Origin of the sequence: Paragemmobacter kunshanensis (assembly GCF_011059185.1) — a bacterium.
Taxonomy (GTDB): domain Bacteria; phylum Pseudomonadota; class Alphaproteobacteria; order Rhodobacterales; family Rhodobacteraceae; genus Paragemmobacter; species Paragemmobacter kunshanensis.
Window position 1 is genome coordinate 1 of sequence record NZ_JAALFE010000016.1, and the last position, 21,221, is coordinate 21,221.

23 protein-coding genes and 1 pseudogene are annotated in these 21,221 nt (G+C 65.8%); 15 read left to right on the forward strand and 9 right to left on the reverse strand.

The features are described 5' to 3' along the window. The 6 genes and pseudogenes from G5V65_RS15315 to G5V65_RS15340 all read left to right on the forward strand — a co-directional run. The coding region (locus G5V65_RS15315) for a hypothetical protein (protein ID WP_165051752.1) at positions 1-408 on the forward strand (408 nt) is incomplete at its 5' end. A gap of 40 nt (positions 409-448) precedes the next feature. Then, positions 449-1,387 (forward strand): ArdC family protein, encoded by a 939-nt coding sequence (locus G5V65_RS15320; RefSeq protein WP_165051754.1) that lies wholly within the window; start codon positions 449-451, stop codon positions 1,385-1,387. Positions 1,388-1,410: 23 nt separating this feature from the next. After that, entirely contained in the window at positions 1,411-1,620 is a 210-nt protein-coding gene (locus tag G5V65_RS15325; protein ID WP_165051756.1) for a DUF6330 family protein, read from the forward strand. A gap of 87 nt (positions 1,621-1,707) precedes the next feature. After that, a complete protein-coding gene (locus G5V65_RS15330) occupies positions 1,708-2,097 on the forward strand; it encodes a DUF3768 domain-containing protein (RefSeq protein WP_165051759.1) in 390 nt (129 codons plus the stop codon). Between the two features lie 155 nt (positions 2,098-2,252). After that, positions 2,253-2,519, forward strand: a pseudogene (locus G5V65_RS22845) (ParB/RepB/Spo0J family partition protein); the annotation flags it as partial. An 827-nt stretch (positions 2,520-3,346) separates the two neighbouring features. Continuing rightward, positions 3,347-3,514 carry a hypothetical protein gene (locus G5V65_RS15340; protein WP_165051761.1) on the forward strand — a complete coding sequence of 56 codons (168 nt, stop codon included), beginning with the start codon at positions 3,347-3,349 and terminating at the stop codon, positions 3,512-3,514. Here G5V65_RS15340 and G5V65_RS15345 read toward each other — a convergent pair. Together G5V65_RS15345 and G5V65_RS15350 are read right to left on the reverse strand one after the other, a co-directional pair. After that, positions 3,511-3,906, reverse strand: a complete 396-nt coding sequence (locus tag G5V65_RS15345) for a type II toxin-antitoxin system HicB family antitoxin (RefSeq protein WP_165051763.1) — start codon at positions 3,904-3,906, stop codon at positions 3,511-3,513. The genes G5V65_RS15340 and G5V65_RS15345 overlap by 4 nt on opposite strands. A 79-nt stretch (positions 3,907-3,985) precedes the next feature. Then, a complete protein-coding gene (locus tag G5V65_RS15350; protein WP_165051765.1) occupies positions 3,986-4,174 on the reverse strand; it encodes a type II toxin-antitoxin system HicA family toxin in 189 nt (62 codons plus the stop codon). A 373-nt stretch (positions 4,175-4,547) separates the two neighbouring features. Between G5V65_RS15350 and G5V65_RS15355 the strand changes: the two genes are divergently transcribed. Further along, the gene (locus G5V65_RS15355) at positions 4,548-5,369 is read left to right on the forward strand and encodes an aldo/keto reductase (protein WP_165051767.1); all 822 of its coding nucleotides are present in this window, start codon (positions 4,548-4,550) and stop codon (positions 5,367-5,369) included. Here G5V65_RS15355 and G5V65_RS15360 read toward each other — a convergent pair. Next, entirely contained in the window at positions 5,362-6,516 is a 1,155-nt protein-coding gene (locus tag G5V65_RS15360) for an OpgC family protein (protein ID WP_165051768.1), read from the reverse strand. The genes G5V65_RS15355 and G5V65_RS15360 overlap by 8 nt on opposite strands. A 132-nt stretch (positions 6,517-6,648) precedes the next feature. Further along, on the reverse strand, positions 6,649-8,412 hold the full coding sequence (mdoH, locus tag G5V65_RS15365; RefSeq protein WP_165051770.1) for a glucans biosynthesis glucosyltransferase MdoH: 1,764 nt from the start codon (positions 8,410-8,412) through the stop codon (positions 6,649-6,651). Between mdoH and G5V65_RS15370 the strand changes: the two genes are divergently transcribed. Beyond that, the gene (locus G5V65_RS15370; protein ID WP_165051772.1) at positions 8,411-8,614 is read left to right on the forward strand and encodes a hypothetical protein; all 204 of its coding nucleotides are present in this window, start codon (positions 8,411-8,413) and stop codon (positions 8,612-8,614) included. The two genes, mdoH and G5V65_RS15370, sit on opposite strands and share 2 nt — an antisense overlap. On the opposite strand, the gene G5V65_RS15375 is transcribed toward G5V65_RS15370, so the two are convergent. Then, positions 8,593-10,215 carry a glucan biosynthesis protein gene (locus G5V65_RS15375; RefSeq protein ID WP_165051774.1) on the reverse strand — a complete coding sequence of 541 codons (1,623 nt, stop codon included), beginning with the start codon at positions 10,213-10,215 and terminating at the stop codon, positions 8,593-8,595. The genes G5V65_RS15370 and G5V65_RS15375 overlap by 22 nt on opposite strands. Before the next feature lie 404 nt (positions 10,216-10,619). On the opposite strand from G5V65_RS15375, the gene G5V65_RS15380 reads away from it, so the two are divergent. Next, positions 10,620-13,166 (forward strand): hybrid sensor histidine kinase/response regulator, encoded by a 2,547-nt coding sequence (locus G5V65_RS15380; RefSeq protein ID WP_165051776.1) that lies wholly within the window; start codon positions 10,620-10,622, stop codon positions 13,164-13,166. Here the strand turns inward: G5V65_RS15380 and G5V65_RS15385 are convergent, their stop codons facing one another. Together G5V65_RS15385 and G5V65_RS15390 are read right to left on the reverse strand one after the other, a co-directional pair. Next, positions 13,167-13,721 carry an NADPH-dependent FMN reductase gene (locus G5V65_RS15385; protein WP_165051778.1) on the reverse strand — a complete coding sequence of 185 codons (555 nt, stop codon included), beginning with the start codon at positions 13,719-13,721 and terminating at the stop codon, positions 13,167-13,169. Positions 13,722-13,809: 88 nt separating this feature from the next. Next, complete coding sequence (locus tag G5V65_RS15390) at positions 13,810-14,214, reverse strand: GFA family protein (protein WP_165051780.1); 405 nt, start codon at positions 14,212-14,214, stop codon at positions 13,810-13,812. 201 nt (positions 14,215-14,415) lie between these two features. On the opposite strand from G5V65_RS15390, the gene G5V65_RS15395 reads away from it, so the two are divergent. The 6 genes from G5V65_RS15395 (at position 14,416) to G5V65_RS15420 (ending at position 18,537) form a co-directional block, all read left to right on the forward strand. Beyond that, positions 14,416-14,919, forward strand: coding sequence for a type III secretion system chaperone family protein (locus G5V65_RS15395; protein WP_165051783.1), 504 nt, complete (start codon positions 14,416-14,418; stop codon positions 14,917-14,919). A gap of 30 nt (positions 14,920-14,949) precedes the next feature. Next, positions 14,950-15,753, forward strand: coding sequence for a pyrroline-5-carboxylate reductase (proC, locus tag G5V65_RS15400; RefSeq protein WP_165051785.1), 804 nt, complete (start codon positions 14,950-14,952; stop codon positions 15,751-15,753). Then, positions 15,750-16,085, forward strand: a complete 336-nt coding sequence (locus G5V65_RS15405) for a tRNA-binding protein (protein ID WP_343162855.1) — start codon at positions 15,750-15,752, stop codon at positions 16,083-16,085. Before proC ends, G5V65_RS15405 begins: the two co-directional genes overlap by 4 nt. After that, on the forward strand, positions 16,085-17,038 hold the full coding sequence (locus G5V65_RS15410) for a 2-hydroxyacid dehydrogenase (RefSeq protein WP_165051787.1): 954 nt from the start codon (positions 16,085-16,087) through the stop codon (positions 17,036-17,038). The genes G5V65_RS15405 and G5V65_RS15410 overlap by 1 nt, the downstream gene beginning before the upstream one ends. A gap of 100 nt (positions 17,039-17,138) precedes the next feature. Next, positions 17,139-17,795 (forward strand): sulfotransferase family 2 domain-containing protein, encoded by a 657-nt coding sequence (locus G5V65_RS15415; protein ID WP_165051957.1) that lies wholly within the window; start codon positions 17,139-17,141, stop codon positions 17,793-17,795. Positions 17,796-17,907: 112 nt separating this feature from the next. Then, positions 17,908-18,537 carry a Hint domain-containing protein gene (locus G5V65_RS15420; RefSeq protein ID WP_165051791.1) on the forward strand — a complete coding sequence of 210 codons (630 nt, stop codon included), beginning with the start codon at positions 17,908-17,910 and terminating at the stop codon, positions 18,535-18,537. On the opposite strand, the gene G5V65_RS15425 is transcribed toward G5V65_RS15420, so the two are convergent. Both G5V65_RS15425 and G5V65_RS15430 read right to left on the reverse strand, forming a co-directional pair. Continuing rightward, positions 18,504-20,690 carry a 3-hydroxyacyl-CoA dehydrogenase NAD-binding domain-containing protein gene (locus G5V65_RS15425; protein WP_165051793.1) on the reverse strand — a complete coding sequence of 729 codons (2,187 nt, stop codon included), beginning with the start codon at positions 20,688-20,690 and terminating at the stop codon, positions 18,504-18,506. The two genes, G5V65_RS15420 and G5V65_RS15425, sit on opposite strands and share 34 nt — an antisense overlap. Then, entirely contained in the window at positions 20,687-21,148 is a 462-nt protein-coding gene (locus G5V65_RS15430) for a cupin domain-containing protein (RefSeq protein ID WP_165051795.1), read from the reverse strand. The genes G5V65_RS15425 and G5V65_RS15430 overlap by 4 nt, the downstream gene beginning before the upstream one ends. Positions 21,149-21,221 lie beyond the last annotated feature (73 nt).

Consider the following 21,221-nt stretch of genomic DNA (forward strand, 5'->3'; position numbering starts at 1 on the left):
CTACGCCGAATTGGCCAGACGGGGCAGGCACAACGGCTCGAGCGCGAGACCGTCCTGCGTGATCTTGGCTATCTCAGGCAAGCTGCAGCATTGCCACACGCGCATGTGATTTGCGGAGAGGGTGGAACATTCATCCATCTTGGTTGGACCACCGTGTCGACCTTCGCGCCCATCGAGCGCTTTCCCTTGGCCGCTCTTGCGGTCGCACGTGGCACGCCGTTCATCGATATCCGACCCGTCACCGATGTCATCGCCTTCGCGAACCTGCCGCGGGTGGCGCGGGACGGATCGGTCGACCCTGACTCTTCGGGTCCCGGCAAGTCCGTGTCGCTGACCACCTACATCGACATGATCGAAGCCCTCGGTGCCAGGGTCGCCAACGATCCGCGCCCCTGTCGGTCAACCTAGTCACCACTCCCTCTCACCAAAACTCGAAAGGAGGCCAGCCATGGCCCGATCCCGCACGCCCAAATTCGATGCCTCCGAGGTCATCACAAACGAAATCATCCGTATCATCGAGCGCGGCGTCCTGCCGTGGCGCAAGCCCTGGACTGCAGGTGGCAGTTCTCGCCCCCTGCGCGTGGGCGGCGAACCCTACCAGGGAGTGAACAACTTTCTGCTAACGATGCGGACCGTGATGGCGGGCCACAGCTCTCCCTTCTGGATGACGTTGCTGCAAGCCAATGCCTTGGATGCAAAGGTTCGCAAGGGCGAAAAGTCCTCTGTCGTCGTTTACTACGGTCAAAGCCGGAGAGATGCCGGCGATGATCATGATCACAGCGACGGGGATGATCACTCCGAGGAAGCCCGTATCTTCCGCTTCCAGAAATCCTACCGCGTGTTCAATGCCTGCCAGATCGAGGGCTTGCCCGACAGCTTCTTCCCTGACCCGGAGCCCGTGCCCGAGCACCCGCCGTCCGAGCCTATCCCGCACATGCAGGCGTTTTTCGACGCCATCGACATCACGACGGTCTTCACGGGCACGGAGGCGTATTATTTGCCCCCCGTGGACAAGGTCTACATGCCATCCATCACGCGGTTCCAGGACCCGCGCAATTTCTACGGGGTCTGGGCCCATGAGCTCGCCCATGCCACGAAAGCCCCCCATCGACTGAACCGTGATTTCGGGTTCTCGAAGTTTGGCAACACGTCCTATGCGCGCGAGGAGATCGTCGCGGAATTGACCTCGGTGTTCCTGGGTCAGACGCTCGGCTTCACCGCGCATACGCTCGAGATGAATGCCGCCTATCTCCACAACTGGTTGCGCGTTCTTCGGTCGGACAAGGGCGCGATCTTCAAGCACGCCGCTGACGCGCAGCGCGCCTGTGATTATCTGATCGCCAGATCGGAGGTGGGCAGGGCAGGTCGCAGTGCCGAGGCCGCCTGACCGCACGGAGAACGGAGACACCCATGTCACGTAAGGAACCCAAAACGCTGCGGGTGGCCTGCTTCAACGACGGCCGCCGCAAGATCATCACCTTCAAGCGCGGTGCCTATTGGTGGAGCGCTGCCGAGGGCGCTTATCCGCTCTCGGCAGCGCTCGAGAGCATCAAGGAACAGGGTGGCTGGGTCGAAACCATCCCTAACCCGAATTACAGACCCAAGGGGCTGTTCGGGTAGGGCACCTTCTGCTTCGGCCCTTCCGCCAAGCAGAAAAGAAAAAGCAGGCTTTGGGAAGGGTGTTTCAACTTCTCAAAGGAGAGCCCTATGACCATCACTGCACAGCCCCAGACAGAATGCCCGGATCCGACCGTGATCGCGGCGCAGAACGACGCGTTTCGCAAGCTCGCATGCCTTGGAGTGCCGCCCGCGCAACCCATCCAGGGCCGCATGCATGTCACCCGCTCGCTTATGGAGGCCGGCGATGGCTTCATGGCCGAGGCGGTCAAGGCAACGGGTGAGTTTGCCACGTTCGAGCCTGAGAATGATCCCGAGGGCTGGCACGATTTCGGGGCGGTCGAGATCCGGGGAGAGACCGTGTTCTGGAAGATCGATCTCTATGAAGCAGACTCGGACTTCCGCTATTGGGCTGAGACCCCGGACAATCCTGCCACCACCATGCGCGTGCTGACCATCATGCTGGCGCGCGACTGGTAGGGCAGGGGACTCCTCACCCTGACATCTGAGACGATGAAGGCCCGCTGACCCCTCAAAGGGAAAGTGGGCCTTTTGTCGTGGTGATCCCTGAAGCCGGGGATTGGTCACGCGCGTGAGCGCGCGGGCCACACCTCACCCTCCTGGAAGGATATCCCATGACCATAAGCTTTGCTCCCCTTACCGTCGCTATCGGCGATCTGGTCCCGCATCCCGCCAATGTGCGCAGCAACGCGCCGGAAACCTATGACCCCGAAAACATCGCGCATCTGAAGGCCAGCATCGCCGTTCTGGGCCTCTTGCAGCCGATCCTGGTCCAGAAGTTCGGCGGCAAATACGCCGTGCTGGCCGGTGGCCGGCGGCATGCCGCGCTGAAGGAGCTGGTCGCTGACAAGGCCATCAAGGGCTTCACGGCGAAGACCAAGTTCATTGCATGGCGGTTTCAGGCTGTGACGAAGGTCTGTCTCGATAGCGAGACGCGTCGGCCTGTCGGCGACACGCAGCGCAGCGATGTGTGTTGCTCCGTGCATGATTGCTCGACCGAGACCTTCGTGGCTCATCCGGTTTGTGATCAGCCGCTGATAGAAGTCGTCCGTCTCCCCAACATAAAGAGGCTGCAGCAGGCCAAAGGCGCCGCTGCGAATAACCACATACACGCCAGAGGCACGGACAAAGACCGTGCCATGTAAAGGGTAGAGTTCGAAAGTGTATTGACGGCCGTTGAGGCCGTACAAGGTGACTGCAGCAGACATGCTCAATTTTTCCTTCTGAGCAGAGGTCGCCCTTGATGTCTCTTCTTGACCTCATCCGACAGGTGTTGTGAGATGATGGAGCACTGGGAGAAATCAGGACAACCGAGTTTCAACCAAGGTCCGAGGTTGGTTTGCAAGCCCTTCCTCGGACCACTTCATGTTGTGGCCGAATGGCTCACATCGTCAAACTGTCGTAAGCCGCACCTCGGTTCAACGCCATTTTTGGGGTGGCGCGGGCGATTTTTCGCTTGACGGTTTTCCTGCAACAGGGCGCAAGTGTTTGGAACTCAGGGATAAACCCTGGGATGGAGTTGTGGAAGTCCTCTGGGTTGCCAGCGTTTTCGGTGGGTTACGGATCGGCGTTCACGGTTGTCCAATCCCATGACCGCTGATTCGTACATTTCGGTTCTTCGGCGCACCGCGGACGAAAAAAATGCTGGCCGTCAGCCAAGCTGCCGGTGCAGAACGCATGTAGAACATCAGCTTCGAATCGTTCAAGCATGCCCCACTGGCCACAGACCATCCCGCCCGACCTCCGCCGTCGCCTGGAGAACATCATGGGCTATCGCCAGTTCGGCCCGCAGGATCTGTGGGGCGAGATCCGCGAGTGGCTGGAGCTGCATGGCATCGAGGTGCCGGCAGCGCTGCCGGAGGATGAGCGCCGTTAATCGCCCACCAGTGCATGTCTCGCGGCCACGGCCAAGAACGATGACCGGTTCATCCCGCGTGCCTTTGCGGTCTGGTCGATCGCGCGCAGCAGCTCGCGCTCCATGGTGATGTTGACCCGCTCCACCACTGAACCTGCGGCGATATAAGGGACGTGCATTAGAGATGCACCCGAAGCCAGCGCGGCAGCGACGTCTGCGCGCTTCCTGACCATGTCGAGCGGCGCGGGGTCGACGTCCGGCATATCCTCGAACCAAAGATCCAAGGCTTCGGCTGCCGCCGCTGGAATGCCGTCCCAGCTGTCGGCCGCGGCGAAGCATCCCGGAAGATCCGGGAAGGTCAGGCCGAAGGCGCTGTCACCATCCTGGTGCACAATGGCGGTGAAGTATTTCATGTCGAGTTCCGTTTGATTGGATGCCCGAAGGGGCGATGGACTGGATTGGTTGAACTGACTGACTGGGCTGTGGGCGGGGCTATAGCAGCCCCGCCTGTTCGTAGATGCTTCTGACTGTCCCCATCGGCAGGTCTTTCTTCGGGTGGGGTAGGATGACAGTCCTGTCGCCCTTCCGAAGCTTGAGGTGTGATCCTTTCTTGGAGATCTCCTCGAAACCTGCGTCTTTGAGTATCTTCAGGAGCTTCCGGGAATTCGTTTCAAGCTCCATCGCCCCTCCTTTCATGTGTATCCTTATACACATCACTTGAAGGCGCGTCAACTGAAAGTGTGTATCATTATACTCATTTAGATGCGCCAAACGGTTTACAGTCACCTCGCAACCCATTGAAATCATTCACCCTGAGAATTGCCCCGTTTACAGGGACAGGCCAGCAAAATCAAAGGTCAGGCTCTGCCTCATAATCGCAGGGTCGGGGGTTCGAGTCCCCCCCTCGCCACCACCGTCCCCCCCCAAGTGACCGGAACCGCCTGATCCGGACCGCGCTTTCCGTGGCAGGGGCCTGCCCTGCCTGCAGCGGCGGGTGGACATCCCGCGCCGCGCGATATCTTGTCTGCCGGACAATGCCGCAAGGAGATACGACATGACCACGCCGATGCTTTCCCTGAACGATGGGCGCAGCCTGCCGCAGATCGGCTTTGGCCTGTGGCAGGTGCCGGCGGATCAGACCGCGCGGGTGGTGGTCGATGGGGTGGCGGCGGGCTATCGGCTGATCGACGGGGCGGCGATCTATGGCAATGAAGAGGGTCTGGGCGAAGGCCTGCGCCGGATGGGCCTGCCGCGCGAGAAGGTCTTTGTCACCACCAAGGTCTGGAATGACAGGCAGGGCACCGACGAGACGCGCCGCGCGGTTGCGGAAAGCCTGGCCCGGATCGGGGTGGCGCAGGTCGATCTGATGCTGATCCACTGGCCCTGCCCGGCAGAGGGCAGGTTCCTTGACACCTGGAAGACGCTGATCGCGCTGCGGGATGAGGGGAAGGTCGCCTCGATCGGGGTGTCGAATTTCCGCGTGCCGGATCTGGAGCGGATCATCGGCGAAACCGGCGTCGTGCCGGTGCTGAACCAGATCGAACTGCATCCCCGCCTGCAGCAGGCCGAACTGCGCGCCTTCCATGCGCGCCACGGCATCGTCACGCAAAGCTGGACGCCGCTGGGGCAGGGGCGTTCCTTCGACGCGGGCCCGGTGCAGGCGGCGGCGGCCCGGCTGGGCCGCAGCCCGGCGCAGGTGATCCTGCGCTGGCATCTTGAACTGGGCTGCGCGGTGATCCCGCGCTCCACCCGGGCGGCGGGGCTGGCCGAGAATCTGGATATCCTCGATTTCTCGCTGACCGAGGCCGAGATGGCCGCCTTCGCCACGCTGGAGACGGGCGAAAGGACGGGGCCGGATCCGGCCAGCTTCAGCTGATCTTCGGGGGCTTCGGCCAGTATTGCCGCGCGGCGGCCAGCGCGAATTGCGCGGCCAGCCCGCCGGCAAGGATCAGGCTGTCGGCGAGGATATCCTCGCCCGTCACATGCTTTACCCCCTGCAGCCCGATGCAAAGCACCGATCCCAGCGCGAAGACGGGCAGCGCCTGACGCCCCAGCAGTTCGAAGGGCGCGGCGAGGGGATGGGCGCAGGCCCGCCGCACCGCCGGGAAGGAGGACAGGAAATAGGCCAGCGCCAGGATATGCAGCAGGCGCGGGCCGGTGACATAGGTCTTGTCGAAGGCCGTCAGGTTCCAGGGCAGGTTGAAGGTTTCGCGCAGCAGCCACAGGCTGTTGCCCGTCAGTTTCGACACGGCGGGGATCTGCACCGACAGCGCCGCATAAAGCAGGAAGAGCCCGGTCGCCACCTGCAGCCAGCGCCGCACCGGCACAAGGCGGCGCCCCTCTTTCAGCGCGACGCCGGTGACAAGGCCGGTGACGAAGATCACCTGCCAGGTCAGCGGGTTGAAGAACCACACCCCCGAGGTGGGATAGTTCGGCGGCCCCAGCCGCCAGATCCCCGCCACCAGCCAGAGCGCGACCGACCCCGCCAGCAGCCAGAGCGGCCAGCGCCAGGCGAGGAACAGCAGGATCGGCGCAAAGGCCAGCAGCACAAGGTAAAGCGGCAGGATGTTCACATAGCCGAACTGATGGGTCAGGATCACCAGCCCGATCAGCGTGCGCAAGGGATCCAGCCAGACCCATTTCATCTGGTTCTCGAACAGCGATTCCGCATTGCCCAGCCACAGCGCCACGGCCGCCGCCGCCGCCAATGCGGCGAAGGTGGCCAGGATATGAACCAGATACAGCGTCCAGACCCGCCGCCACACACGGGCGAGCCCGGTCCAGAGCCGCATCGACGCCTCGCGGAAATCGGCGGAATAGGCGAGGCCCGCCGCAATGCCCGACATCAGCACAAAGCCCTCGGCGGCATCCGAAAAGCCGAAATTCCGGCTGGTCGCCCCTTCATAGATGTTGCCCGGAACATGGTTGATGAAGATCATCACGAGGCAGAGGCCACGGAACACGTCAAGCCGCGGGTCGCGGGTTTTCAGGGGGGCAGCCGGGGCTGGGCTTGGGGCGGGCATGGGTCACCGATTGGCCGGGAGGTCCGGGCTGGGGGCTGGGCTGGCGCGGCTATTGCCTGCTTGGCGTCGCTTGCGCAAGGCCCGCCCGGGGCTGGCGGCGCGGAGGCGGCAGAAGGCCGCCCGCGCCGCAGGTCAGGCGGCGGCGTCGAAGGGGGCTGTCTCGCCCTCCCACCGCCGCAGGACGGCATCGTGCAGCCCCATGACGGGGGCGGGGCTGGCCTCGGTCGGGGTCAGGAACAGCCCGCCCCGGCTGGGCCGCGAGGACAGCGCGATGATCACCGGGGCCAGCACCATGGGCAGCGCCACCGGCATCAGCCAGGGCACAAGCTGCGGCGACAGCCATTGCGCGAAGGCCAGCACGGTGCCGCCACTGGTGACGATCCAGTGCGAGGCCGCCCAGGCATCGCGAAAGGACAGCGTGCCGTCGCCACGCGTCTGCGCGGGCCAGCCGCCATCGGCCCCGCGCAGCACCTGCAGCACCGAGCGGGTCTGGAACATCAGGAAAATCGGCGCGGTGATCGAGGAGAAGACAAGCTCTGCCATGGTTGATTGCAGTGCCCGGAAGCCGCCGCCAAAGCCGCGCGCGCGGCCGCGCAGGGCGGCATCGGCCAGGATCAGCAGTTTCGGCAGGAACAAAAGCCCGCCGATCCCGATGGCAAGGCCAAGCGCCTTGGAAACCTGGCTGACCGGGATCACCGGGAAGGGCCAGTATTCGATGGGGAAATAGTCGATCGGCGGGGCAAAGAGCGGGGCCGCGATCGAGGCGGCAAGGAAAGCCAGCCAGAAGACGGGCGAGATATAGGCAAGGATGCCCTGCAGAAAGACGAAGCGGCTCCAGCCTTTCAGGCCGGGGGCGAGGATCAGGCGCGCATGCTGCAGGTTGCCCTGGCACCAGCGGCGGTCGCGCTTGGCATGGTCGATGATGTTCTCGGGGGCTTCCTCATAGCTGCCCTGCAGATCGTCATCCACCCGCACCGTCCAGCCCGCGCGGGCCAGAAGCGCGGCTTCGACATAGTCATGGCTCAGGATATGGCCGCCAAAGGGCGGCGGGCCGGACAGTTCCGGCAGGCCGCAGCTTTCGGCAAAGGCGCGGACGCGGGTGATGGCGTTATGGCCCCAGAAGGGGCCGGTGCGCCCCTGCATCATGGCAAGGCCCCGCGCGAAGACGGGGGAATAGAAGCCGCCCGCGAATTGCATGATCCGGCCAAAGCGCGACCGGGCGCGGATCACCTTGGGCAGGGTCTGCAGCAGGCCCAGCTCCGGCGCGGCCTCCATCCGGCGGACCATTTCCACCATGGTCGCGCCTTCCATCAGGCTGTCGGCGTCCAGGATGATGGCATAGGTATAGGCCGCCCCTGCGCGCTTGATGAAATCCTCGATATTGCCGGCCTTGCGGCCTTTGTTGTTCGTGCGGCGGCGATAGAAGATGCGCCCCTCGCCATGTGTGTCGGCCAGCAGGCGCAGGAACCAGATGCGTTCGCGCGCCGCCACCTCGTCATTGCGGGTGTCGGACAGGATGGCGAAATGGAAGCGGTCGCCAAAGCCCGTGGCGCGCAGCGAGGCATCCATCGCGGCGATCCGGGCGAAGGTGGCGACCGGGTCTTCGTTATAGACCGGCACCAGCACCGCCGTCATGGCGCGGATGGGCCCCGGATCGCGCGGCACGGCGGGGGGCTTCGTGGTCAGCCCGGCAAGCGCGGTGAAGGCCCCCCAGGCCAGCCAGAAGGTCGAGGCGAAGATCAGCCCCGCGCGCAGCGGATCAAAGGCATCGAACCCGTCCGACGCGCCGAATTGCAGGAAGACGACAAAGGCCAGCGCCGCCGCAAGAAGGGCCGCCGCAAGGGCGAGGGTGCGCGTCACATACACCCGGTTGCCAGGGGCGAAGGGGCCCCCCATGGCATCAGTGCCCGGCTTTCCGCAGCCGCGCGGCACGGGGGCGCAGCAGCGCCAGAAGCCCGCCCTGCCCGGGCGCGGATTCAAGCTGCTGCAGGGGCATGGCCAGCGGCGCATCGGGCAATCTGCCCAGATCCTCGGCCAGGCGGTCGAGATCGAATTGGTCCGGCTGCGCGAGATCCATCATTTCGCGTTGATCCACTGATAGAGCCAGGTTTCCGTCAGTCTGCGGTCAAACCCGGCGAGATGCGCCGAAAGTTCGACCACGGCTTCGTCTTCGGCCGAAATGTCGATCACCAGCCGCCAGATATCGGTGCCTGCGATCTTTTCCAGCACGGACCCCGTCAACTCGCCATTGGCGATGGTGACCACGGGTTCGATTTCGGTTTCGCCATCCAGCGGGCCGATCAGCCCACCCCGGAAATCCACGACGAACTTGCGCGTGCCCTGCTGCGCCTCGACCCCGGCAAAGCCGCCATGTCCCGAACGGGTCTCGAACACATAGGCCAGCGGTTCGTCCGTGTCATGCGCAAGGTCGCCCCAATGCAGCCGATAGGCGAATTCCCGAGCATCGCCCGCCTTCACCGGCGCCTCTGGCACCCAATAGGCGACGATATTGTCGTTCGCCTCAAGATCCGAGGGGATCTCGACCAGGCGCACATTGCCCCGGCCCCAGTCGCCCAGCGGCTCCACATCCAGCGAGGGGCGGCGCTCATAGCGCGCGCCGGTATCCTGATAGCTGTCGAAGGCCCGGTCGCGCTGGTGCAGGCCGAAGCGGCGCGGCGCGGTTTCGGTGAAATAGCTGCCGGTCAGGCGCGGCGGGTTGTTCAGCGGCCGCCAGATGATATCGCCATCGGCGCGCAGGATGCGCAGGCCGTCGCTGTCATGCACATTGGGGCGGTAGTCATCGAATTCGGCGCGGTTCTTTTCCGAAAACAGGAACATCGAGGTCAGCGGGGCCACGCCCAGCTCGGCCACGTCCTGCCGGAAGAACAGGCGCGCGGTCACATCCATCAGCGTCTCGCTGCCCGGGGTGATGACAAAGCGGTAGGCCCCCGTCACGCTGGCGCTTTCCAGCGTGGCATGCACGGTGATGCTGTCGCCGCCCGCCGGATCGCGTTCCATGTAGAAGCGCGAGAAGCGGGGGAATTCCTCGCCCTGGGCGGTGGCGGTGTTCAGCGCAAGGCCGCGCGCCGAAAGGCCATAGGCCGATCCGCGCCCCAGCGCCCGGAAATATGATGCGCCGACGAAGGCCACCAGTTCATCCCATTTGTCGGGGCGGTTCAGCGGATGGTTCAGCCGGAACCCCGCCACGCCCGGCAATTCGGCATGTTCGGGCACGCGGGTGGCCAGATCGTTCAGATATTCGAAATCGTCGGTGGAAAAGAGCATCTCCGTCGCCGTGCCGCCGGCCACTTCGAACAGGCGGACGGGTTCGGGGAACAGCCAGCCCATATGGAACGCGGCCAGGCGGAAACGGGTCTTTTCGCCGGTCCAGCGGGCGCTGTCGTCGCGAAAGCGGATCAGGCGGTAATCGTCATAGTTCAGCTCGCCCAGAAAGCCTTCGGGGGCGGGGGCGGTGACATGCGGTTGCTGGGCCAGCAGGCGCATCTCTTCGGTCAGGATGTCGAACGAGAATTGCTGCGCCGCCGCAACCGGCTGGGCCGGGGTTTCGGGGGCGGTGACCGTTTCCTGGGCAAAGCCGGCAACCGGCAGGGCCAGCAGCGAAACCGGCAGGACCGCGCCCGCCACGGAGAGAAGTTCCCGGCGCGACAGCCTGGATGTCTTGGGGCCTGCGATCGTCATAGAGGTATAGAACCCAACGGTTTTTTCCCGCGCCATGCTCGGCGCGACTCAGCGCGGCATATAGGGGCGAGTGAAGGACAACTGCAAGGCGCGTTCAACCGGCTGTGAAGCGGGAAGCGTTAATTTGCCGAAGCGTGGCGCGCGAGTTGCACAAATTTTGGGATCAGGCCCATGCTGCGCCTGCGAAATGATGCGCAACCGGATCCCGGCGCCCCCCCCGCCGCTGCGGTTGCGCCATCCCGCCGCCCGGCCCTGCCGCGCCCTGCGGCACCCATGCCACAGAGCGGCCGCGATCCGTCGGGAAAGGGATGTCAGGCATTCTTTTGAATGCATTTCCTGAGATCAGTGGTCGGGGTATTGGAAACGACAGGCTTTTCAGCAAGACAGGCAGGCAACCGGGCCAGATGCTGGGCGGAAGGACACAGAAACGTAACGGCCCGGAAGGGCTGTTTGCCGCGCTGGCCGAGCCGCGCCTGGCCTTTTTCGAACAGTCCCTGACCCAGGCCCCGCTGCGCGGGGTGATCGTCTTCGTGCTGGCCATGCTGGGGCTGAGCGTCTTTCTGGTGCTGGCCGAGATACGGGCCGTCGACAATGGATCGACGGTCGATCTTCTGCCCAGCGAGACGGTCTTTCCCATCCTGATGGGCATGGCGGTCTTTCCGCTGCGGATGATCCTTGTGCCGCTGGGCACCTATGCGCTGTGCTTTGCACTGGCCTTCCTGCTGCGCTGGTGGCTGGAGCCCGCCTATCTGCCCGAAGGGGTGCCGGTGCCGGGCTTCCTGCTGGCGGCGATGGCGCTGAATGCGGTGCCTGCGGTGCTGGCGGGGCTGGCCGGGCGGCTGGCCATCGCGCTTTGCGCGCATCGCCTGCGCTATCGCGACGCGGCGCTGTCGCTGACCATGACGCTGGCCTATCTGCTCTTGGGTGGGGGCATGGTCATCGCGGTGACGGCGCTGCTTTACGATCCGGCCTGGATCCCCGGCGCGACCGGCGGGCTTGACGCGGCGGGGGCGGGCCTGTTCCGCGTGGCGCGCATCGCGCTTTGCGGCGCGGTGCTGACGCTGGTGATGCTGGACCGGCCCAACCGGCGCAACCTGACCGTGGCCTTCGCCGTGCTGCCCGCCTTTCTGCTGCTGGGGGTGCTGCGCCACAATGATATCTGGCTGCATCCGACGCTGGATGTGGAACTTCTGGCGCTGGCGGTGGTGCTGCTGGCCCCGGTCTATGCCGCGATCCTGACCAATGTGATCGGCGTGATCGCCTATGTCGCCATCACCGGCGAATTCCTGGTGCAGTTCCCCATCTCCTCGCCCGAGGTGCTGCGCCTGGAACTGGTGTCGATCCTGCTGCTGGCGCTGCTTTACCTGCTGCTGCTGCAGCGCCATCAGGCCACCATGCGCGCCCGCGAGACGCGGCAGACCATCTCGCGCCTGATGCGGGTGCAGTCGCTGGCCAATATCGGCTATTTCGTGCTGGATACCCAGACCGGCGAGGTGCGGGTCGATGACGTGGCGGCGGGCATCCTGGGCACCGCGCCGCGCTTTGCGATCGCGACGATCCTGCAGCGCGTCCCCCCCGCCGACCGCGCCGGGATCGAGGTGGCGCTGGCCGAACGGATGCTGACGACGCGGACGCTGTCCTTCCTTCTGGGCGAAGGCCCCGACTGGCAGGAAGAGGGCGCGCGAAAATACCTGACGGTGCATGCCTGGTACGAATCGCGCGCCGGGGGGCGGGTTCTGGCCTATGGCGCCGTGATCGACCTGACGGCAGATCACGCAAGGGAAGAGGCGCTGGGCCAGGCCCTGTCGCGCCTGTCCGATCAGCAGGACCGGCAGACGCGGATGTTCTCGATCGTGTCGCATGAGTTGCGGACGCCGGCCTCGGTCATCTCGATGCTGATCGAGGAACTGGAGGGCGGCGCGAAATGGGCCGAGATGGGCCCCCGCCTGCGCGCGGTCAGCGAACAGTTGCTGTCGGTTCTGGCCGACATGCGCCAGGCCGTCCGCCCGCAGGAAAACCTGCCCGTTACCCTGACCTCGTTCCTGCCCAAGGATCTGGCGGAAACGGTGCGCAACACCTTCCTTCTGATGGCCGAGGCGAAGGGGATCGAGATCGACCTGAACCTTTCCCCCGAGGCGGCGCTGCCGCGCCGGTCGGATCGGGTGCGGCTGATGCAGGCGCTGTCGAACCTGGTGAAGAATGCCATCCTGCATTCCGGCTGCCAGCGGATCACCCTGTCCTATGCCGAAGAGGACGGGGCGGAACAGCGCTTTGGCCTGTGGCAGATCGCCGATGACGGGCAGGGCGTGCCGCCCGCGCTGCGGGCCGATCTCTTCAGCCCCTTCCGCCGGGGCGAGGGGCCGCGCAGCACGCAGGTGGATGGGTCGGGCCTTGGGCTTTATGTCACCAAATCCTCGATCGAACTGCTGGGCGGCACGGTGGGCCATCAGCCGGGGCCTGCGGGCGGATCGGTCTTCCTGCTGCGCCTGCCGATGCTGGCGGCCGAACCCGTGGCCCTGCCCGGACCTGCGGCGGAACCCGCCGCCGCCCGCCCGGCCCGCGACTGGCGCAGCCATCGCGTGCTTCTGGTCGAGGACAGCGACCTGATCGGCGAATTGCTGGTGGCCCGGCTGAAACGCGTCTTCGGCGCGGTGGATTGGGCGCGCACCGGCATCGAGGCGCTGGCGCGATACGAGGCCGAGCGCCCCGATGTCGTGCTGACCGATCTCTTCATGCCCGAAATGGGCGGGGATGACCTGACCGCCGCGCTGCGCGCCAAGGGGGCGGATTGCCCGATCATCGGCATGACGGCCGCCGCCATCGGCGATGAACGCACCCGCTTCGAAGAGGCGGGCACCGATCGCGTGCTGACGAAACCCGTCTCGACCGGCCAATTCCTCGATGTGCTGGACGAGCTGGACCGCCAGCGCGACCGCCCCGCCGCCGAATGATCAGCCGCGCCTTGCGGCTTCGGCCTCTGCCTCGTGGCGCAGGATCTGCATCAACTCGGCCAGGCCCTTGCGGCTGCGTTCGTCCATCAGGCGGCCCTCGGCATCAAAGGCGCTGCGGGACTGGGCGATCAGCACTTCGGGGCCGGTGATCAGCCGGGGCCGGAACGGCGTCAGGCACAGCCGCAGCGAATATTGCGACCTTTCTCCCCCGGCGCGGCCATCGGCGGCCGACAGGATCGCCACCGGCTTCTCGCGCCAGGCCGCCCCCGGCACGCGCGACACCCAGTCGAGCGCGTTCTTCAGCACGCCGGGCAGGGCCTTGTTGTATTCCGGGGTGGAAATCACGATGGCATCGGCGGCCCTGATCTGGCCATGCAGCGCCAGAACACCGGGGGGGAAGCCCTCGGCGATCTCCAGATCCTCGTCGAACAGCGGCAGGCGCAGATCGGCCTCGGTCTGCACTGCCTCGCCAAAGGCACGGCGCGCCTCGGCCAAGAGCAGGCGGTTGGTGGAAGCCTGGCGCAGCGCGCCGGGAATGCCGAGAAGGGTAAGCATGTCGATGGGGCCTTTCCACGCGGTCTGGCAGGCAACCTAAGCGGGCGGGGGGCGAGTGCAAGGGGGCAGGGGCGCAGGCCCGGCCCGGTCAGCCTTCGGATGTGCGGTCATGGCGGGGCAGGCCGTCATGGATATCGGCCCAGGCCACCGCTTCGGCCATATGGACATGCGCCTCGGGGTGGAAGGCGGCAGGATCGTCCAGCGTGCCCGCATGCAGGTGGATCTCGCCCGGAAACCGGTCGGCCCGATAGGCCAGCGGCGTGCCGCAGGCGGGGCAGAAGACCCGCTCCACCCCCGGCGAGGAGCGGTAGATCGCAGGCTTGCCCGAAAGCCAGGCAAAGGCCGCCTCGCTCACCCCAAGGAACGAGGCGAAGGCCGATCCCGTCGCGCGGCGGCAACTGTCGCAATGGCAATGCATCTGCCACAGGGCCGGTTCGCCCGCGCGATAGGTGATGCTGCCGCAAAGGCAGCGGCCGGTGATCGCTGTCTGCATTCCGCCAGCCTAGCCCGGCGCAGGCGGGCGGGAAAGGGGCGGCTTTTGTCCACAGAAGATTTGGCCAGAAATCACTTTACAGGGTTCCCCTTCTGTAACACCATATTTAGTATGGGTGCAGAGAGGCAGACGCAGTGATTTGCCTGATGCGCAGCTTCTAGTGGATGACCAATCTGCAGAAGCTTCATGGTGGGGCAGGGCATGTCGCTTGTAGAAGATTTCCTTTCCTCGGACGACCAGCACCCGATCGACATCGTCGAAACCCTGGCCGAATGGCATGACTGGGAATTCGACCGCGTCACCGATGACCAGATCGCCATGGCGGTCGAAGGGCAGTGGCGCACCTACAGCCTGACGCTGGCCTGGTCGGCGCAGGACGAAACGCTCCGCCTGATCTGCACATTCGAGATGGAGCCGCCAGAAGGCCGCATCGGCGCGCTTTACGATGTGCTGAACCGCTGCAACGACATGGTCTGGACCGGCGCCTTCACCTGGTGGGAAGAGCAGAAGCTGATGGTCTGGCGCTATGGCCTCTTGCTGTCGGGCGGGCAATATGTGACCGCCGATCAGATCGACCGCCTGATCGCGGCGGCGGTTGCGGCGGCGGAACGCTTCTATCCGGCCTTCCAGCTTGTCTCTTGGGGGGGCAAGGCCCCGGCCGAGGCGATGAATGTCGCCATTGCCGAGGCTTACGGTCGCGCCTAACCTGCCCCCCGGTTGAAGCGGGGAGAGATGATGGCGCTGGAACGCGTGGCTCGGGACGGGCTGGTTCTTCTGGGATGTGGCAAGATGGGAACGGCCCTGCTGACGGGCTGGCTGGGCGCGGGCGTGCCTGCGCGGTCGGTCTGGGTGATCGAGCCGAACCCTTCGGATTGGCTGAAGGCATCCTCTGTGCATCTGAACGAAGGGGTTCCCCCTGCGCCCGCCGTGGCCCTGCTGGCCGTGAAGCCGCAGATGATGGGCGCGGCATTGCCTGCCCTGCAGGCGCTGGGCAACGGGGCGACGCTTTTCGTCTCCATCGCGGCGGGCACCACCATCGCCGCCTTCGAGGCGGCCCTGGGTGACCGCACCCCCATCGTGCGCACCATGCCCAACACGCCCGCCATGGTGAACCGGGGTATCACCGCGCTCTGCCGCAATGGCCATGTGGGCGATGAGGGCATGGCGCTGGCCGTCGCCCTGATGGCGGCGGTGGGCGAGACGGTGATCCTGGACGGCGAGCATCAGATTGATGCCGTGACGGCGGTGTCGGGGTCGGGCCCCGCCTATGTCTTCCACCTGATCGAGGCGCTGGCAGCAGCGGGCGAGGCCGAGGGGCTGTCGCCCGAGGTGGCGATGCAACTGGCCCGTGCCACGGTCTGCGGCGCGGGGGAACTGGCGCATCGCTCGGCAGAGAGCGCGGCGCAGCTGCGCGTCAACGTCACCTCGCCCGGCGGCACGACGGCGGCGGCGCTGGCCGTGCTGATGCCGGAACTGCCGGGGCTGATGGCGCGCGCGGTGAAGGCCGCGGCGGATCGCGGGCGGGAGCTGGGCAAGTGACGATCACCTATGACGACTTCCAGAAGGTCGATATCCGCGTGGGCCGCGTGGTGCGGGCCGAACCCTATCCCGAGGCGCGCAAGCCCGCGATCAAGCTCTGGGTCGATTTCGGGCCGGAGATTGGCGAGAAACGCTCTTCCGCCCAGCTGACGCGGAACTATACCCCAGAGGGGCTGCTGGGCCGTCTGGTGATGGGGGTGGTGAATTTCCCGCCCCGCCAGATCGGCAAGGTCATGTCCGAGGTGCTGGTGCTGGGCGTTCCGGATGCCGAGGGGGAGGTTGTCCTTCTGGCCCCGGATCAGGATGTGCCGCTTGGGGGGAGGATGTTCTGATGAAGCTTCTGATCACGCGCCGGATGCCCGCGCGGGTGCTGGCCGCCGCAGAGGCGCGCTTCGACGTCACCTCGCGCGAGGAAGAGGCGCGGGTGCTGACAGCCGATGAACTGCGCGCTGCGCTGCGCGACTATGACGTGGTCATGCCCACGCTGGGGGATCGTTTCCAGGCGGATGTCTTTGCCGATGTGCCTGCGCCCCGCTGCCGCCTGCTTGCCAATTTCGGGGTGGGCTACAACCATATCGACGTCGAGGCCGCCCGGGCCGCAGGCGTGGCCGTCAGCAACACGCCCGGCGCGGTGACGGATGCCACGGCGGATATCGCGCTGTCGCTGATCCTGATGACGGCGCGGCGGCTGGGCGAGGGGGAGCGTATCCTGCGCGCCGGCCAATGGGTCGGCTGGGGGCCGACGCAGATGCTGGGCACCCATGTCAGCGGCAAATCGGTGGGGATCATCGGCATGGGCCGCATCGGCAAGGCCATCGCCCGGCGCTGTCAGGCGGGCTTCGGGATGGAGGTGGTGTTCCACAACCGATCCCCGGTGGCGGATGCAGGCGTTCCCGCGCGGCAGGTGGCGATGGCTGAAGCGATGGCACAGGATTTCGTCGTCGTCGCCGTGCCGGGTGGCAAGGCCACCCATCACCTGATCGATGCGGCGGCCTTTGCCGCGATGAAACCCTCGGGCATCTTCATCAACATCGCGCGCGGCGATGTGGTGGACGAGGCCGCGCTGATCGCGGCCCTGTCCGGGGGCCGCATCGCGGGGGCGGGGCTCGATGTCTATGAATTCGAACCGCAGGTTCCGCCCGCGCTGATGGCGATGGAGAATGTCACGCTCCTGCCCCATCTGGGGACGGCGGCGCTGGAGGTGCGCGAGAACATGGGGATGATGGCGGTCGGGAACCTGATCGCCCATCTGGAGGGGCGCGACCTTCCCAACCGGGTGAACTGATGGTGGGGGGCGATTTCTGCACACAGAAATCGCAACGGAAAATGCACACATTTTCCGGCGCGGAATTTGTGTGCAAATTCCGCCTGCGCGGGGGGCAGCCGTGATCCTGTCGCGCGGGCGGGGCTACCTCTTCCTTCATATCCCCAAGACCGGGGGCACGGCGCTGACGCTGGCGCTGGAGGCGCGGGCCATGAAGGACGACATCCTGATCGGCGACACGCCCAAGGCCCGCGCGCGGCGGGGGCGGCTGAAGGGGCTGCCCGCGAAGGGGCGGCTCTGGAAACATTCCACCCTGGCCGATCTCGACGGGCTGCTTTCGCCGGATGATCTTGATGCCCTTTTCATCCTGACCCTCGTGCGCAACCCATGGGACCGGATGGTCAGCTATTACCACTGGCTGCGCGGGCAATCCTTTGCCCATCCCGCCGTGGCCCTGGCCAAGGCGCAGGGCTTCAGCGCCTTTCTCAACCATCCCGACACGCAGGCCGCCTTTGCCGCCTGGCCCTATGGGGCCCATGTCACCGATGCGCGGGGGCAGGAGCGCGCCACCCTTTTCGCCCGGCTGGAACATCTGGACAAGGACCTGATCCCCTTCGAGACGCATCTGGGCTTTCGACTGACGCCCCTGCCGCGCGCCAATGACAGCGCCCGCGCCCGCGACTGGCGGCCCTATTACAGCGATGCCGATGCCGCCCTGCTGGGCAGGCTCTGCGCCCGCGATGTCGCGCGCTTCGGCTATGGCTTCGATCCGGGCTGACCGTTCGCGATTTCGACACAATCCATCAAGCGAATGCCCGGCTTTTGCCCTTTCGGCGACAAAGCCCCCCGTCATCCTGCCCCGGTATCATTGCTTGCGAGAGGGCAGGTCCGTGGGTTCATCTGTTGCGCATCATGACGGGGCGGGGGTTCCGGCCATCCTGGTGGATGGGCTGGCCGCCACGCAGAAACTCGCCACGTCCGATGGCTGGGTCGAGGTCGGCGATCTGGAGCCGGGCGATCCGGTGCTGACCTTCGAACAGGGCGAAATGCCGGTGGCCCGGGTCACGCGATCGGCGCAGGTGGCCTGGGTGCCGCCCGCCTTCTGGCCGGTGCTGCTGCCCGAAGGGGCCATGGCCAATCCCCATCCGGTGGAACTTCTGCCCGCGCAGATGGTGATGCTGGAAAGCGAACTGGCCGAAGACCTGTATGGAGAGCCCTTTGTCATGGTGCCCGCCCTTTCCCTTCTGGGCTGGAACGGCATCGCCCGCCGCGCCCCGCGCGAGGTGGAAATCGTGCATCTGCAATTCGAGGGCCCGCAGGTCGTCTTTGCCGGGCCGAGCCTGCTTCTGGGCTGCGCGGGGCTGGGCGCGCGGGCGGCCAATCTGTTCCGCTGCGACGGGATGATGACGCTGGGCCTGAAAGAGGCCCGCCATCTGGTGGCGGGCCTGATCGCCGAAGGCGAACGGGCGTCGGCCCATCTGGCCCGTCAGGCCGCCTTTTCGCCCGAGGCCCGCCCGTAGAAGGACGTCCCCTGCGCGGCCATGTCGCGCAGCAGGGCAGGCGCGGCAAAGCGCGGCCCCTGCGTGGCGACAAGGCTGTCGCAGATCTCCACCGCCCGGGCCGCCCCGATGATATCCAGCCAGCCGAAGGGCCCGCCCGACCAGGGCGCAAAGCCCCAGCCCAGGATCGCGCCGACATCGCCTTCGCGGATATCGGTCAGCACGCCCTCTTCCAGCGCGCGCACCGCCTCCAGCACCTGGGCCATCAGCAGGCGATGCTGCACCGTGGTCAGATCAGGCTGGCTGTCGGCCACGGGGTAATCCGTGGCCAACCCCTCCCACAGCCCCTCGCGCTTGCCGCTTGCATCATAGGCATAGAAGCCGGCATTGGCCTTCTTGCCCATGCGCCCCTGATCGGCCATCCGGAACAGCACCGCATCCACCGCGCCATCGGGATAGGCATCGCCCATGGCGGCGCGCGTGGCCTTGGCGATCTTCACGCCCAGATCAATCGAGGTTTCATCGACCAGTTGCAGCGGCCCCAGCGGCATGCCCACCAGTTTCGCGGCATTCTCCACCAGCGCAGGCTCCACCCCTTCGGCGACCATGCGGATGCCTTCGTTGATATAGGGGATGATGCAGCGATTGGCGTAGAAGAAGCGCGCATCGTTCACCACGATGGGCGTCTTGCGGATCTGGCGCACATAATCCAGCGCCTTGGCCACCGCCACATCGCCGGTTTCCTTGCCGCGGATGATCTCCACCAGCATCATCTTGTCCACCGGCGAGAAGAAATGGATGCCGATGAAATTGGCCGGGCGGGAGCTGGCCTTGGCAAGGCCAGAGATCGGCAGGGTCGAGGTGTTGGTGGCAAAGACGCAACCCTCGCCCACCGCCGCCTCGACGCGGGCCGTCACCTCGGCCTTCACCTTCGGGTCTTCGAACACGGCTTCCACGATCAGGTCGCAGCCCTGAAGCGCGGCGTAATCGGTGGTGGCATGGATGCGGGCCAGCACTTCGGCCTTTTTCTCGGGCGTCACCTTGCGGCGCTGGATGCCCTTGTCGAGCAAGCCTTCGGAATAAGCCTTGCCCTTGTCGGCGGCCTCTTGCGCGGCGTCGATCAGCACCACCTCGATCCCGGCATTGGCGCTGACATAGGCGATCCCCGCCCCCATCATGCCCGCGCCGATCACGCCCAGCTTGCGCACGGTCTGATCATCGACCTTGGGCCGGTTCGCGCCCTTTTCCAGCGCCTCCTTGTTGATGAACAAGGACCGGATCATCGCGGTCGATGACGGGTTCATCAGCACCGATGTGAAATGCCGCGCCTCGATCTTCAATGCGGTATCGAAGGGGACCAGCGCCCCTTCATAGACCGCGGCCAGGAGGGCCCGCGCGGCGGGATAGACGCCCATGGTCTTGCCCATCACCATGGCATTGGCGCCGACAAAGGTCATGAACCCCGCCGGATGATAGGGCGCACCGCCGGGCATCTTGTAGCCCTTGTCATCCCAGGGCTTCACCAGATCGGCATCCTTGGCCGACAGCACCCATTCCTTCGCGCGGGAGAGCAGGTCTTCGGGGGCCACCACCTCATCCACCAGCCCTGCGGCCTTGGCGGATTTCGGGTCGGAGAGCTTGCCTTCCAGCAGGAAGGGCGCGGCCATCATCGCGCCCATCTTGCGCACAAGGCGGGTGGTGCCGCCTGCACCGGGGAAAATGCCGACCATGATTTCGGGCAGGCCGATCTTGGCCTTGGGATTGTCGGCGGCGATGATCCGGTGGCAGGAGAGGGGGAGTTCATAGCCGATCCCCAGCGCCGTGCCGGGCAGGGCGGCGACGATGGGCTTGCCGCCCTTCTTCGTCTTGGGGTCCATGCCCGCGCGTTCGATCTTGCGCAGGACGTGGTGCATCTGCATGACGCCGTCAAAGATCGCCTGCGCGCCGCCCGCCCGCATCCGGGCGATGACGTTCAGATCCATCCCGCCCGCGAAATCCTTCTTGCCCGAGGTAAGGATGACGCCTTTGACGGCGGCGTCGGCGAGTGCCCTGTCGATCAGGCTGTCGAGAAGGGCGAAGGCTTCGGTCGACATCACGTTCATCGACTTTGCCTTCACATCCCAGGTGATGGTGGCAACGCCGTCCGCGTCCAGGGCATAGGTGAAATCGGTCATGGGGTCTCTCCGTAAGAGGTGCCGTCGCGGTGCAGGTAGCGGCGCGCCGCGCCGTCCTTTTCCGTGATCAGGTCATGGTCTGTGTAATGGATGCGGTCTGTCTGGCGGCGCGTGCCGATGACGAGATAGCGGGCGGGGGCATCGCTGCGGTTGTCGAGGCGGTGGCCCACGGGATGGCCTGCGGGCCAGCAGGCCACATCGCCCGCGCGCAGGGGGGTTTCGGTCTCTTCGACCAGCACCACCTCGCCCGACAGCATGAGGATCATCTCATCCTCGGCCTCGTGCCAGTGGCGATGGCCGGAACGGGATCCGGGCGGCAATTCCTCGATGAAGGCACCGAACTGGGTGATCCCGCCGGGATCGGACAGAAGCCGCGCCCGATAGGGGCCGGGCCCGGGGCCCAGGATGGGATGGGTCGGGTTCTCTTCGAACCAGTCGGGCAGGGCAAGCCTCGGCATCAGCGCACCCCCTCCCCGACCCTCCCCCGCCCGCGGGGGAGGGAGAAGGGATAGCAGGATGCCGGGGATACCC